Source organism: Flavobacterium sp. N2550, assembly GCF_025947265.1.
GTDB classification, from domain to species: Bacteria; Bacteroidota; Bacteroidia; order Flavobacteriales; family Flavobacteriaceae; genus Flavobacterium; species Flavobacterium endophyticum.
Window position 1 is genome coordinate 83958 of the sequence record NZ_CP110007.1, and the last position, 14534, is coordinate 98491.

Below are 14534 nucleotides of genomic sequence, written 5' to 3' on the forward strand. Positions count from 1 at the left end.
TAATATGCAACCTTTCGGTTTACTTAATTGCAGCTACATTTGTCATAACAAAAACAAAATCAATCATTAAAAAAAGTAAGCAATGGAAAATCCAAAACAACCTATTACAGTAGCTGCAACCGTAAAAGCACCGATTCAAAAAGTATGGCAAAGCTTTACGGCACCAGAACATTCCGTAAACTGGAGCTTTGCCTCAGACGACTGGCATGCGCCAGAAGCCGAAAATGATTTAAGAACCGGCGGAAAGTTCAGAACCAAGATGGCCGCAAAAGACGGCAGTATGAGCTTCGATTTTGAAGGAGTGTACACCAATGTAGAAAACCACAAAAAAATCGAATACAAGCTAGGAGACGGCCGTTTCGTAAGCATTTCCTTTGAAGACCTCGGAGACAGCGTAACCGTAACCGAGACTTTCGATCCAGAAAACACCCATCCTGTCGAATTTCAAAAAGCAGGCTGGCAAGCTATCATGGACAATTTCAAAAAATATACAGAAACATTATAACCTTAGTAATCAAAAAATAAAGACATGGCAAAAGAATTTTGGGTCAATCTTCCCGTAAAAGAGATAAGCAAATCAAGAGCATTTTTCAAAGCAATTGGCTTTACAGAGAATGCGCAGTTTAGTGAAAATCCTACCATGGCCTCCTTTTTCTTAGGAGACAAGAACGTAGTCGTTAACTTCTTTCCTGAAGACCTTTTTAAGAGCTTTAGCAATACTGAAATTGCAGACACAGCAAAAGGCACCGAAGCCCTCTTTTCTATCGACGCACAGTCTCCTGCCGAAGTAGACGAAGTCGCGAATAAAGCAGTAGCAGCCGGAGCAAAATTATACGCAAACCCAGGCGAGAAAGACGGCTGGATGTACGGCTGCGGTTTCAGCGACCTCGACGGCCACCGCTGGAACGTACTCTATATGGATTTTAGCAAAATGCCAAAACAATAAACCTATTACCAATAAAAAAGCCACAACTAACTGTTGTGGCTTTTTTTATATTCAGAAGAATTTTATTTCACAAAATCTTTCGCTTTCTCTAAAGCCTCAGGAATGCCTCCTGCGTTCTTTCCTCCCGCAGTCGCAAAGAAAGGCTGTCCACCCCCGCCGCCTTGGATGTATTTACCCAACTCGCGTACGACCTGTCCAGCGTTCAAGTTCTTTTCGGCTACCAGCTCTTTCGAGATATAGCATGTCAGCATCGGCTTTCCTTCCTCTGCCGTAGCCAGTACCAAGAAAAGATTGTTTCCAAGGGTTCCCAATTCATAAGCCAGATCTTTAGCCCCTTCCGGATTTAGATCGACCTGTTTTGCTAAGAATTTAATACCGTTGATTTCCTCTATTTCTGAAGCCAATTCCCCTTTCAGGTTTTTCGCTTTTTCTTTCAATAAAGCTTCAAGCTGTTTTTTCAGCCTGGCATTCTCTTCCTGCAACGAAATCACTGCCTTGATAGAATCCTGCGGATTTTTCAATGTCTCTTTTATCTCTTTCAGCGTATTTTCCTGCGAAGCAAAAAATTCTTTTACGCCTTCATTCGTAATCGCTTCAATACGGCGTATTCCTGCCGCAACAGCACCTTCGCTCACGATCTTGAAGTACCAGATGTCTGCCGTGTTTTTCACGTGGATACCGCCGCAAAGCTCCATGCTTTCTCCGAATTTTATCGCTCTTACGTTATCGCCATACTTCTCTCCGAACAAAGCCATAGCGCCTTCTTCCACAGCCTGATTGAACGGAATGCTTCTTCTTTCGATCAGCGGCAATTGCTCTTGGATTCGTGCATTGACAAAATCCTCCACTTCCTTTAATTCTTCATCCGTCACTTTAGCAAAATGCGAAAAGTCAAAACGAAGATGGTTTGGCGCCACCAAAGAACCCTTTTGTTCCACATGCGTTCCTAACACATGTCGCAAGGCTTGGTGCAATAAGTGAGTAGCCGAGTGATTGCTCGCCGATTCGCTTCGTAATTTTGTATTGACCAGCGCCATGAATTTCCCTTCTGGATTCTCCGGAAGTTCTTTTGCAAAGTGCAAGATCAAGTTATTTTCTTTTTTCGTATCGATGATTTCGATTGCCTGATTAGGCGTAAATAACGTTCCTTTATCACCAACCTGACCTCCGCCTTCTGGATAAAAAGGCGTAGCGTCTAAAACGATCTGGTATAATTTACCGTCCTTTTTAGAATCTACTTTTCTATATCTTGTAATCTTGACTTCCTTTTCCACTTCGTCATATCCTACGAAAGTTTCCGTATTTCCATCTACCAAAATCGTCCAATCGTCTGTAGAAGTTTCTGATGCCGCACGCGAACGATCTTTCTGCTTTTGCAATTCGACATCGAACTCTTTTTCGTTATACGACATTCCTTTCTCTTTCAAGATCAAGGCTGTCAAGTCTTTCGGGAAACCAAACGTATCATACAATTCAAATGCCTTAGCACCTGAAACCTCTTGTCCTTTAGTTTCTTTCACTACGTTTTCAAGCAACTGTAATCCCTGATCTAACGTTCTCAAGAAAGAATTCTCTTCTTCTTTGATGACATTCGTAACCAAATTCTGCTGTGTCTTGATTTCCGGAAAGAATTCGCCCATCTGGTTGGCTAAAACAGCCACCAATTTATAAATGAAAGGCTCTTTCGTATTCAAGAAAGTAAATCCGTAACGGATAGCACGACGCAAAATTCTTCGGATTACATAACCCGCACCAGTATTCGAAGGCAGCTGTCCGTCAGCAATCGCAAAAGCAACGGCACGAACGTGATCCACGATAACGCGGATTGCAATATTCGTCTTGTTTTGCTCTTCGCTTATATCCTTAACTTCGTTGGAAGTATACTTGTAACCTGTAATTTTCTCAACTTCTTCAATCAATGGCGTAAAGACATCCGTATCATAATTAGACGTTACGCCTTGCAAAGCCATGCACAAGCGCTCAAATCCCATACCCGTATCTACGTGCTGCGCTGGCAATTTCTCAAGAGAACCATCCGCTTTACGGTTGAATTCCATAAAAACGTTATTCCAGATTTCCACTACCTGCGGATGGTCATTATTGACCAAGCTTTTTCCTGAAACCTGCGCTTTCTCTTCCTCGCTTCGCAAATCCACATGAATTTCTGAACACGGTCCGCATGGTCCCTGCTCACCCATTTCCCAGAAATTATCTTTCTTATTTCCAAGAATGATTCGGTCTTCATCAACCAACGTTTTCCAGATGTCCCAAGCTTCTTGGTCAAACGGCACGTTCTCGGCAGGATTACCTTCAAAAACAGAAACGTACAAATTCTCTTTCGGAATTTTATACACCTCCGTCAACAATTGCCACGCCCAGTTGATGGCTTCTTTTTTGAAATAATCGCCAAAGCTCCAGTTCCCCAACATTTCGAACATCGTATGGTGGTAGGTATCAAAACCAACATCTTCCAAATCATTATGCTTTCCCGAAACACGCAGGCATTTTTGAGTATCTGCAATCCTTTTGCTTTTCGGTACGGCATTCCCCAAAAAGTATTCCTTGAACTGGGCCATCCCAGAATTGTTAAACATCAAGGTCGGGTCGTCTTTGAGCACGATTGGCGCAGAAGGCACGATCAAATGGCCGCGTTCTTCGAAAAATTGTAAAAATTGCTTTCTGATATCCTGTGATTTCATCTGAAATTGGGTTTTATGATCTTTAAGTTAGGATTCAACGCTTTAGGAAGCCATCGTACCCTTCACTATTTTAAAATTGCTTTTCTAAAAAATAAATAAGGCGAACCAATGAAACATTTATTAAATTTGTTCGTCTAACATTGTAACTGTTTGTAATTTATTCTACGTACAACTGGTTATAAAGTTATAACTTTAGTTATACAAAAAGTGCAAAAGTAGCATATTTTAAAATATGAAGAAGGTAAAATATTATTACGATACCGAAAATTTAGCCTACCGAAAAATCAAGCCGAAGAAAGGACAAAAATTAGGCGTAATTGCCTTATTTTTATTAGCTTCCGGATTGTTTGGGTTCTTGTGTTTCGTAATCTTGATTAATACCCCGTTCTTTGAAACGCCTAAAGACCGATTGCAAGCGCGAGAAATCGAAAACATGAAAATCAACTATGCCATCCTGAACAAAAAGATGGACCAGATTGACGAAGTTTTAGAAAATGTTGCCGAACGCGATAACAACTTATACCGTGTCTATTTCAACTCATCGCCTATTCCAGAAGAACAGCGAAAAGCAGGCTTTGGCGGTGTCAATCGCTATAAAGCTCTTGAAGGATATGACAATTCTGAACTCGTTGTCAGTACGACAAAACGCGTCGATGTCATATCAAAAGAATTAGTAATCCAGTCCAAATCTCTAGATGAAATCTTGAAATTGGCGAAAGAAAAAGAAAAATTATTATCTGCAATTCCAGCCATCCAGCCTGTCAAGAATGAACAGCTAAAGCAGATGGCTTCTGGGTTTGGATACAGAAGCGACCCGTTTACGAAAATCAGGAAGTTTCATGCCGGGATGGATTTTTCAGCTAAAACCGGAACTCCGATTTATGCTACAGGAGATGGCGTTGTTGAACGCGCCGACAATACCGCGTCAGGATATGGAAACCATATCGTAATTCGGCACGGATTTGGATATGAAACTTTATACGGACATTTGAGCAAATACAAAGTAAGGGCCGGACAGCATGTGAAACGAGGCGACATCATCGGATATGTAGGAAGCACCGGACGTTCCGAAGCACCGCATTTGCATTATGAAGTCCATAAAAACGGAGAAGTCGTGAACCCTTTGAATTTTTATTACGGAAATATTTCGGCGGCAGAATTTGCAGCCATATCAAAATTAGCGAACCAAGAAAACCAATCTTTAGATTAATGCATTTAGACTTATCGCCAGACAAAAGATATTACAGCATTGGAGAATTAGCCAAGGCATTTGACGTGAACGCTTCGCTTATCCGCTTTTGGGACAAAGAATTCGATATTCTAAAACCCAAAAAAAATGCAAAAGGCAACCGCATGTTTACGCCCGAAGACGTAAAAAACCTCCAGCTGATTTATCACTTGGTTAAAGAACGCGGCTTTACGCTCGACGGTGCCAAAACACATTTAAAAGAAGGCCAGAAAAAGACATTGGATAAGTTTGAGATTATCAGCAAATTGGAATCGATAAAAATGCAGCTGACCAACATTAAAAACGAATTATAGCGTTACGCTTTAGTAAATAGAAAACAAATCAATAAATAAACTCTAAAAACAAAAACAAATGAGAAAATGGATTATTATCGGGGTGATTTTAGTTGTAATCTTCGGAATCTACAGCTGGGCTAAGGGAATCAACAATACGGCTGTTTCTCTAAATGAAAACATCAGAGAAGCTTGGGGGAATGTGGAAACTTCTTACCAAAGAAGAAACGACCTTATCGGAAACCTAGTAAACACTGTAAAAGGTGCTGCAGATTTTGAGAAAGGAACGTTGACGGCTGTTATCGAAGCGCGTTCAAAAGCAACTTCAACTACAGTTGATCCAAGCAATATCACGCCAGAACAATTAGCAGAATTCAGCAAAGCACAAAGCGGTGTATCTTCTGCCTTATCAAGATTATTGGTAACTGTTGAAGCCTACCCAGAATTAAAAGCAAACCAGAATTTCTTGAAATTGCAAGACGAATTGGCTAGTACTGAAAATCAGATTTTAACAGCTAGAACTAGATTCAATGAAGCCGTTAAACCGTATAACAATCACGTCTTGACTTTCCCAAATTCTATATTTGCAGGAATGTTTGGATTTAAAGAAAAAGCGTATTTCGAAGCAGCAGAAGGCGCTGAAAAACCTGTAGAAGTAAAATTCTAAAACAAAAACTCAATGTCAAAAGTAGAAGATTTCCTAACTCCAGAAGAGGAGAGCGAGATTGTGAAAGCCATTTCGCAAGCCGAAAAAAACACTTCGGGAGAAATAAGAGTCCACATTGAAAATCATAATGAAAAACCTCCGCTCGAAAGAGCCCAGGAGGTTTTTAATTTTTTGGGTATGGACAATACGTTGATGCGAAACGGCGTGCTGTTTTATGTAGGCGTTTCAGACCATACATTTGCTATTATAGGCGATGAAGGGATTCACAAGGTGGTTGAAGAGGATTTCTGGGACTGTACGAAAGACACCGTTATTTCTCATTTCAAAGAAAAGAAATACAAAGACGGGTTGGTTGCCGGAATTTTAAGAGCCGGTGAAAGATTACAGCAGTATTTTCCTTTTAGCAATGACGACTCTAATGAATTATCTAACGAAATATCTAAAGGATAAATGAAACTTTTCTCTATAAAAAAAACCTACTCCTTATCCTTTCTTTTAGTACTGCTCATTCAGGCTGTCGGATATTCGCAGTTTAATATTCCGCCCAAACCTGATTTCCAGACAAGCGTATATGATTATGCTAAAATTCTGAGCAACTCTGAAAAAACCGATTTGGAAGCAAAGCTTATTCGCTATTCCGATTCGACTACTACGCAGATTGTAGTCGTTACCGTTGAAACTATAAATGGTGAAGATATCGGCCTACTGGCTCCTAAATGGGGGCACGCTTGGGGCGTTGGACAAGCAAAAGAAGATAATGGTATTTTTATCCTTTTGGCAGTAAAAGAAAGAAAAATTCAGATTGCGCCAGGCTATGGCGTTGAAGACCGTCTGACAGCAGGAATTACTGGAGAATTGACCCGAAATATAATCATTCCCGAATTTAAAGCTGGGAGTTATTATAGAGGGCTAGACAAAGGTGCCGATGCTATTTTTGATGTCTTAAAAGGAAAATACAAAGGAACGCGGAAACAAGACAAAGAAGAATCTAACCCAGGAGGGCTGATCTTTTTTATAATTATTTTTATCGTGATCATCGTTATCATTTCTAAAAATAAAAATAACAGAAACGGAGGCAATCGCGGAGGCGGATTAGATCTGTCCGACATCATTATCTTGAGCAGCTTGGGCCGTGGCTTTGGAGGAGGTTCTTCCGGAGGAGGCTTTGGCAGCGGCGGTGGTTTTGGTGGCGGAGGCGGTGGCTTCGGTGGAGGTTTCGGCGGCGGCGGCTTTAGTGGCGGCGGCGCTGGAGGAAGCTGGTAACAGCTAAACATAAAACAAAAAAGACTGCAAATTGCAGTCTTTTTTTTATAGCTAAATCGTTCTAAATTAATACAACAACGTTTGGATGGCATGAGCTGGAATCACGACTTCTGATTCTGATTCGTTTACAAACAATTTATATTTTATTTCATTGTCTGATTGGTTCATCACGACAGTTACCATTTCTCCGTTAGCATTCTGGAATGAAGTGCTCAACAATTGGCTTCTGCTGGCTGCCGTACTTACTCTTTTTGCCTCTGGGCGGATAAATTTTGAGAAATGCCCGATGTAATAATACGATGGCGTATAAATCAATTTTCCAGCCGCTATATCCCCGTGGATTGGCGCAAAACAGAAATTAGAAACATGGTTAGGCCCTCCTTTTTCATCTAAAAGAATATTCCAATCAGTCCAAGCAACGGTTCCATTGTTGAAATCATTGATCATATTGATTCCGTAACGCTCAGCATTCGCCCAAAATTGATAACGCGCTGGATTAAAAGCTTCGATACAACCTTCGGTAAACATTAGTTTTTTATCCGGAAATGAGTCAGCAACTAGTTTTACGTTATCAAACATCGGCTTGCCGCCATTCCAGGTTTCATACCAGTGAAAACCCATTCCCCATGCATATTTCGATGCTTCAGGATCTGAATAAATAGTATTGGCACGCTGTACCATCAAATCTCTATTGTGGTCCCAAACGACTATTTTTTTATTTTCGAAGCCATTCTTTTCCATCGTAGGCCCAAGGTATTTTTTCAAGAAATCTCTTTCTTCTTCTGCCGTAAAAATACAAGATTCCCAGGTCTGGGTTGCCATTGGCTCATTTTGCACGGTTATTCCCCAAATCGGAATCCCTTCCTTTTCATAGGCCTTGATGAATTTCACATAATAATTTGCCCAAGCCTGATAAAATTCCGGAGCTAACTTGCCGCCTTTCAGCATGCTTTTCGAATCTTTCATAAAAGCGGGCGGACTCCAAGGGCTTGCATATAGCGTCATCTCTTTTCCGGCAGCTTTCAGTGCTTCCTTGATTAAAGGAATCCTGAACTTTTTATCGTGATCGATCGAAAACGACTTTAATTCCTTGTCATTTTCATCGACATAGGTATAGCTCGCACTGCTAAAATCAGAACTATGGATAGTCGTCCTGATTAAAGAATAGCCAATACCTTTTTCCTTGCTGTAATAGGCATTCAAGAATTCTTTCTGCTGTTCTTTTGTAAGCTTTGCATACACTTCGGCGCTGGCATCGGTAATAGCCCCGCCAATTCCCATAAAAGTCTGGAATTGTTTGTTCGGATTTACAAAAACCGAAACTTCGTTTTCTAAAGGTTGTTTTGAAGGCCTGAATTCAAGATTTGTTGCTGATGGTGACAGCCTCAACTCGGTATTTTCTGCCGTGGTATACACCTTGATTTTTTTTCCGCTTGCTGAAAATGGCTTGTTCTTCGAATTCTGGCTGAATCCGGCAAAACAAGTCAGCGCCAACAAGACACTTACTACTTTTTTTCTCATTTGAATATTTAATTTTGGTTTGCTAATTTACCAAATTGAATATTAAAATTTCTTAAAAGCTGTCCTTAAAAGCCAAAACCGCCTTCCTCTTTTTTCTTTCCTCCAAATTTTTCGATCTTATACGTCAGTGAGAACATGGCATACCTTTTCAAAACCGTATTTTGGATATCCTGAATCGATTCTGGATTGATATATCTTACGGCACTTTGGTTCTGATTCAGCACATCATACACTTTTACCTTAAACAAGAGCTTATCGTCCATAAAATTATAGCCTAAACTGGTATTTAGGAGGTAGAAGTCTTTTTTATAGCCATCCGAAATATTCGAATTGTAAGTATACCCGAAGTCATTCCCGAAAACAAAATGCTTTGGCCAATGGCTCGTTGTCTGTACCTTGAAGTTATGAGTAAAATTAGAAGAGCTTTTTACCGAATAATTCGTGTAATCTGTCATATTTAAAGAATAGGTGTACGATGGCTCGATTGTCAGCAATTCGCCATAATCCCATCCTACGCTAACTTGTTGTTCGAGGGTAACTCCTCTTGCTTCGTACAAGGCATTATTTGTCAATCCTTTGTTTAGATTAAAGTTTGTGTTGGCGCCTAAACTAAACCTAAATGTATTTTGTTCTTTTTTTATAGACTTGCTCCAATTCAAACCTCCATAGCTATAATACGTATCATTTATGTTCTGGTAGTCCGCTCGATTTATCAAATCAGTAGGATTGAAAACTCTTGAAAAAACAATCTGCTGTTCGTAATAATTAAATCCTGCGTACAGATAAAAACCTGATTTCGAAGCGTAGTCGTAGTTGTTGAAATTCAAATGAAAATTATGGTTTTTTGTCGGCTTCAAATTCGGATTACCCATAACTTGATACAACGGATCCGTCAAATCGACAACTGGAAGGATCTGCGCTGCTGTAGGCAATTGAACATCAAAATTATAGTTTATATACAACGATTTTGATTTGGAAATCCTATAATTGAACCAAGCGTTTGCAGACGGATATACATAATTTTTATCTATGTTGCTTGTCGTTCCATTATACAGCGACGTATTTTCCATAGTGATGACTTTCGTACCGAGCGTAATTCCTCCTGCATATTTGTTCTTTCTTAGGCTCAAGGAAGCATTCGGATTCAGCGTGCGTGTCTTTGACATGAGATTATAAGAAAGTAGGTTATTAAACTCTGAATACTGACCGGAGGCTTCATTCAGATTGAAGGTCGACTTGCCATTGTCATAGTCTTTCCACTCATAAGAAGTCCTGACTGTCAATGTTAAAGAATCCGTTATCGGTTCTGAATATCCTATTCGGGTATAATAGGTATTGTCTTTTATATCATCAAATACTCTTTGGCGACGAATATCCTCTGTCCTGTCGGGATCTTGAAAGAAATAGGTTTCAGAGTTTGTGATATTGTCCCTGTCATTACTTTTGTTGGTATTGTTAAAAGTAAAACCAAAGTTTCTTCCTTTCTTCTTGAATCTTTTGTGAAGGTACATTTCGTTTCCGAAACTAGACGACGCGTTGTTAGTCTTTGCAGAGTTGGTGCTTTCGTTCACCAAACCTAAATTATTAGTTGAAGATTGTTCCGAGAAATCTTTCGAAATCGAATTGCTTTTCACCAAACTTGGACGTACAGACAGCGTCAATAACGAGTCGATTTTATACTCAAATTCAAGATTAAAATTATGTCCGTCGCTTGTTCTTCGTGTCGTACCTTTTGATTCTGTTATAAAAGTGCTGTTCGTTCCGTCTTCAGATGTTAGAAGATTTTCCGTCCTGCTTCGAGTATCGTTATCGGTTTTAGAATTGGTGTAAAAATAACTTCCATTAGGCTCCAATTTCTTGAACCATTCATCGGCAAAATTAAGGCCTATCATGCTCGACTGCGTAATTCCTTCATTGCCGCCGCCGAAATTCATCCCGTCTATTCCAAACGAACCATTGCCGTTTACATATGTATTTCGCCCGCCGCCCATGGCATCGAAAATCTCGTCCATGGAAAAGCCTACTGAATTGATATTATTTGAAGAAGCCAATACGCTGATTTTCTGCTTGTCCTTGAAATAATTTACAAGACCGCTGGATTCGTATCTTTTATCCGTTCCATAACCGCCCGTAAATTTCCCAAACAAACCTTTATTCTTGTCTTCTTGGATTGTAATGTTGATACTTTTGTTATTGGAACTTGCACCATCGCCGGACAATTTTTCTTCTTTAGTTTTCGTATCCGAAACTTGGATTTTGTCAATGATTTCCGAAGGAAGATTTTTTATGGCTACTTTTCCATCTTTCCCGAAAAACGATTTTCCATTCACGAGAAATTCGTTTACCTCTTTTCCGTTTACCTTGATCTTTCCGTCCTTGTCAATTTCCACTCCTGGAAGCTCTTTCAGTAAAGCTTCTACATTGGAATCGGGACGAACCTTAAACGAAGAGGCATTAAATTCTAACGTATCGTTCTTGATTCGGATTGGCGGTGCTTCGCTTACGATAACAACTTCTCCCAAGTTTGTGACAGCGTCAGAAACAAAAACATCGCCCAAGTCGATATCCGATGTCAATTTTGGATATTCCTTTTCCCAAGTCTGATAGCCCAAAGAGGCTACCTTCACTATAAAAGGCTGATTGATTTTTTTGACTGTAATTAAAAAGTTACCGTTCTTGTTTGTAATCGTATAATCAATTACTGTGGAGTCTTTTGCAGAAGTAATATAGACCGTTGCTGATTCAATCGGCTTATTCACTTCTTTACTGATTGCTTTTCCTTTGATTGTAAAAGAATTTTGCCCAAATGCTGCATACGAAAGCAGGGCAAAGAGAACATGGAGGATGATTCTTGGCATTAAGTTAGTTTTTTGATTGATGATTGTAAGAAAATAAAACTGCGAATTACAACTTTTATTGTCAAAAGAAATAATTTCTTACATAATTTTTAACAAACTGTATAAAAAACCTCACATTCAAAAATAACTCAAAGATTTTTTGTATGACAAAAAAAAGGGATTGCTAGAAAGCAATCCCTTGGTTCGTTTAAAATTTTAAACTATTATTTTTCTCTGATGTAAATATCAATTGGCACTCCTGAGAAATCCCAGTTTTCACGGATTTTATTTTCTAAAAATCGTTTGTAGGGTTCTTTTACATATTGCGGCAGGTTGGCAAAAAACACAAACTGCGGCGTAGGCGTTGGCAATTGCATGCAGAATTTGATTTTCACATACTTCCCTTTTAAAGCTGGCGGTGGATAATTTTCTATGATTTTCAGCATGTGGTCATTGAATTTCGAAGTTGCGATTCGCTGCTTTCTGCTTTCAAAAACTTTTACCGTTTCTTCCAACGCCTTCAACAAACGTTGTTTTGTCAAAGCCGAAGTAAAGATAATCGGCACGTCTGTAAACGGCATTAATTCTTTACGGATTTTTGCTTCGTATTCTTTTGTCGACATGGTATCTTTTTCAACCAAGTCCCATTTATTGACCAAAATAACGACGCCTTTTCTATTTTTCTCGGCCAGCCAGAAGATATTCTGATCTTGTCCTTCAAATCCTCTTGTAGCATCGATTATCAAGATACAGACATCAGAATGCTCAATCGCACGAACAGAACGCATTACAGAATAAAATTCTAAATCTTCTTTTACTTTTGCCTTGCGTCGGATTCCCGCCGTATCGACTAAATTGAATTCAAATCCAAAACGGTCAAATTTGGTATCGATCGCATCACGAGTAGTTCCTGCAATATCAGTCACGATATATCTATCTTTTCCAATCAAGGCATTGATAAAGCTTGATTTTCCTGCGTTCGGACGGCCAACAACTGCAAAACGAGGCAATTCTAGCTCTTCTTTTGTAGGCTCTGGTTTTTCAGGAAACGCTTCAATCAATGCATCTAGCAATTCTCCTGTTCCACTGCCCGAAATACTGGCAAACGTATAATAATCTCCTAATCCAAGGTTATAGAACTCAACTGCATCTTTTTCGCGCATGGCGTTATCCACCTTATTTACGGCAAGCAACACTGGCTTTGTTACTTTACGAAGCAATTTCGCGACAGCATCATCCATCGGCGTAATACCTTCTTCGACATCAACAACAAAAATAATAACGTCGGCCTCATCGATTGCCAATTCGACCTGCTTTCTGATTTCGCCTTCAAAAACGTCTTCAGAACCGCGAACATAACCGCCAGTGTCAATAACAGAAAACTCTTTTCCATTCCATTCGCTTTTCCCGTAATTTCTGTCACGGGTAACACCCGATACAGAATCTACGATAGCTTCTCTTCTTTGAATCAACCTATTAAAAAGTGTTGACTTTCCTACATTTGGCCTTCCGACAATGGCAACGATATTGTTCATATTATTTTTGAAATATTTTGCAAAGGTACGTTTTTTGTTTCAAGTAAAAAGTGTAAAGTTAAAGGTTGTTGTTTTGGTCTCATTTCTAGACAGAGGTTTAACGACAATTTAGCATTTTCATCAAAATAAAAACAGTAATTTGGTGTTATAGATTTCAAGATGGATTTTGATAAAAACATAAAGCTTCGCCCTAAATTTGAGCAGTTTTCACCAAAGACAATTGATGAAATCAAATTGTCGTATGAAAAAGTGAAAACGTTCGAATCGGAAGATTTTAAATTCAAAGATGCTGGAAACCACATCTGGCTGGGCGTTGGATTGTTCCGAAGAGAATACTGGTCGCCATCACTTCATATTGAATTAGACACGTATGAAGACGGCAGAACCTACGTAAAAGGAATGTTCGGACCTGACCCGGTCTTATGGTTTATCTTTTTGGCGATGCACTTTATTGTCGGCGGGTTGTTTATCCTTTTCGGAATTATTGCTTATTCGAAATGGACATTTTCACAGTCGAATGAATTTGACTTAGTCGTGATGTTCGCGCTTCTGAATGCTTGGCTCCTGCTCTATTTTATCGCACGACTAAACAGAAAAAAAGGAGCTACCCAAATGCGGGAACTCCTTTCGCTAGCCAATAAAATTATTGCCTGATTATCTATTGTTGTAGCCGAATCGCTTTAGCTGATACGCACTATTTCTCCAGTCTTTGTTGACTTTCACATACAATTCAATATGAATCTGCTTTCCGAAGAACTTTTCTAAATCTTCTCGCGACTGCATTCCTACTTTTTTCAATGCAAGGCCTTTGTGTCCGATAATAATTCCTTTCTGCGTATCGCGTTCGACCATGATTACCGAACGGATTCGGATGATATTTTCATCTTCTAAAAATTCTTCTGTCTCGATTTCTACAGAATACGGAATCTCTTTTTCGTAATTGATCAAGATTTTCTCACGAATGGTTTCATTCACAAAGAAACGTTCGGGCTTGTCTGTCAGGGCATCTTTTGGATAAAACGGTGGCGATTCTGGCAAAAGATCAATAATTCGCGCAAATACTTCTTTTACATTAAAGTTTTCTAAAGCGGAAATAGGGTGGATTTCAGCATTAGGCACTTTTTCTTTCCAAAGCGCAATCTGTTCTTCTAACTGGTCTTGGTTCGACTTGTCAATCTTATTCAAAAGCAATAAGACTGGAATTTTTGCATGTATGATCTTATTAAAAAAAGCTTCATCTTTTAGTTCCTTCTCTCCTATCTCGACCATGTAGATTAAAATATCGGCATCTTCAAAAGCAGATTTCACGAAATCCATCATTGAAGACTGCAGCTCATAAGCCGGCTTTATAATTCCTGGCGTATCCGAAAGCACCACCTGGAAATCTTCTCCATTTACGATTCCTAAAATTCTATGCCGTGTTGTTTGTGCTTTTGACGTAATTATGGACAGCCTTTCTCCAACAAACGCATTCATTAAGGTCGATTTTCCAACGTTAGGATTACCAATAATATTTACAAAACCTGCTTTATGTGACATCTCAAA

General features: G+C 39.4%; 13 protein-coding genes. 8 read left to right on the forward strand and 5 right to left on the reverse strand.

Annotated elements, in window-relative coordinates:
* Positions 1–82: 82 nt before the first annotated feature.
* Both OLM56_RS00365 and OLM56_RS00370 read left to right on the forward strand, forming a co-directional pair.
* On the forward strand, positions 83–505 hold the full coding sequence (locus OLM56_RS00365) for an SRPBCC family protein (RefSeq protein ID WP_264527934.1): 423 nt from the start codon (positions 83–85) through the stop codon (positions 503–505).
* A 24-nt stretch (positions 506–529) separates the two neighbouring features.
* A complete protein-coding gene (locus OLM56_RS00370) occupies positions 530–946 on the forward strand; it encodes a VOC family protein (protein ID WP_264527935.1) in 417 nt (138 codons plus the stop codon).
* A gap of 62 nt (positions 947–1008) precedes the next feature.
* Here OLM56_RS00370 and alaS read toward each other — a convergent pair whose 3' ends face one another.
* Positions 1009–3645 carry an alanine--tRNA ligase gene (gene alaS / locus OLM56_RS00375; protein ID WP_264527936.1) on the reverse strand — a complete coding sequence of 879 codons (2637 nt, stop codon included), beginning with the start codon at positions 3643–3645 and terminating at the stop codon, positions 1009–1011.
* 232 nt (positions 3646–3877) lie between these two features.
* Here alaS and OLM56_RS00380 point away from each other — a divergent pair, with 232 nt between their 5' ends.
* The 5 genes from OLM56_RS00380 to OLM56_RS00400 are packed head-to-tail and all read left to right on the forward strand — an operon-like array spanning position 3878 to position 7096.
* On the forward strand, positions 3878–4855 hold the full coding sequence (locus tag OLM56_RS00380) for a M23 family metallopeptidase (protein WP_121375096.1): 978 nt from the start codon (positions 3878–3880) through the stop codon (positions 4853–4855).
* Positions 4855–5187: a MerR family transcriptional regulator gene (locus OLM56_RS00385; protein ID WP_121375097.1), complete on the forward strand. Its 333-nt coding sequence runs from the start codon at positions 4855–4857 to the stop codon at positions 5185–5187. Before OLM56_RS00380 ends, OLM56_RS00385 begins: the two co-directional genes overlap by 1 nt.
* Before the next feature lie 58 nt (positions 5188–5245).
* The gene (locus OLM56_RS00390) at positions 5246–5833 is read left to right on the forward strand and encodes a LemA family protein (RefSeq protein ID WP_182492670.1); all 588 of its coding nucleotides are present in this window, start codon (positions 5246–5248) and stop codon (positions 5831–5833) included.
* A 12-nt stretch (positions 5834–5845) separates the two neighbouring features.
* The gene (locus tag OLM56_RS00395; protein WP_121375099.1) at positions 5846–6283 is read left to right on the forward strand and encodes a TPM domain-containing protein; all 438 of its coding nucleotides are present in this window, start codon (positions 5846–5848) and stop codon (positions 6281–6283) included.
* Positions 6284–7096: a TPM domain-containing protein gene (locus OLM56_RS00400; protein WP_264527937.1), complete on the forward strand. Its 813-nt coding sequence runs from the start codon at positions 6284–6286 to the stop codon at positions 7094–7096.
* A gap of 66 nt (positions 7097–7162) precedes the next feature.
* On the opposite strand, the gene OLM56_RS00405 is transcribed toward OLM56_RS00400, so the two are convergent.
* The 3 genes from OLM56_RS00405 to der all read right to left on the reverse strand — a co-directional run bounded on the left by OLM56_RS00405 (position 7163) and on the right by der (position 12989).
* Positions 7163–8617: a glycoside hydrolase family 30 protein gene (locus tag OLM56_RS00405; protein ID WP_121375101.1), complete on the reverse strand. Its 1455-nt coding sequence runs from the start codon at positions 8615–8617 to the stop codon at positions 7163–7165.
* A 65-nt stretch (positions 8618–8682) separates the two neighbouring features.
* A complete protein-coding gene (locus OLM56_RS00410) occupies positions 8683–11475 on the reverse strand; it encodes an outer membrane beta-barrel protein (RefSeq protein ID WP_264527938.1) in 2793 nt (930 codons plus the stop codon).
* A gap of 203 nt (positions 11476–11678) precedes the next feature.
* On the reverse strand, positions 11679–12989 hold the full coding sequence (gene der / locus OLM56_RS00415) for a ribosome biogenesis GTPase Der (RefSeq protein ID WP_121376221.1): 1311 nt from the start codon (positions 12987–12989) through the stop codon (positions 11679–11681).
* Between the two features lie 159 nt (positions 12990–13148).
* Here der and OLM56_RS00420 point away from each other — a divergent pair, with 159 nt between their 5' ends.
* On the forward strand, positions 13149–13643 hold the full coding sequence (locus OLM56_RS00420) for a hypothetical protein (RefSeq protein ID WP_182492674.1): 495 nt from the start codon (positions 13149–13151) through the stop codon (positions 13641–13643).
* On the opposite strand, the gene era is transcribed toward OLM56_RS00420, so the two are convergent.
* A complete protein-coding gene (gene era, locus OLM56_RS00425; protein WP_121375104.1) occupies positions 13644–14528 on the reverse strand; it encodes a GTPase Era in 885 nt (294 codons plus the stop codon). It lies immediately after the preceding gene.
* Positions 14529–14534: the final 6 nt, after the last annotated feature.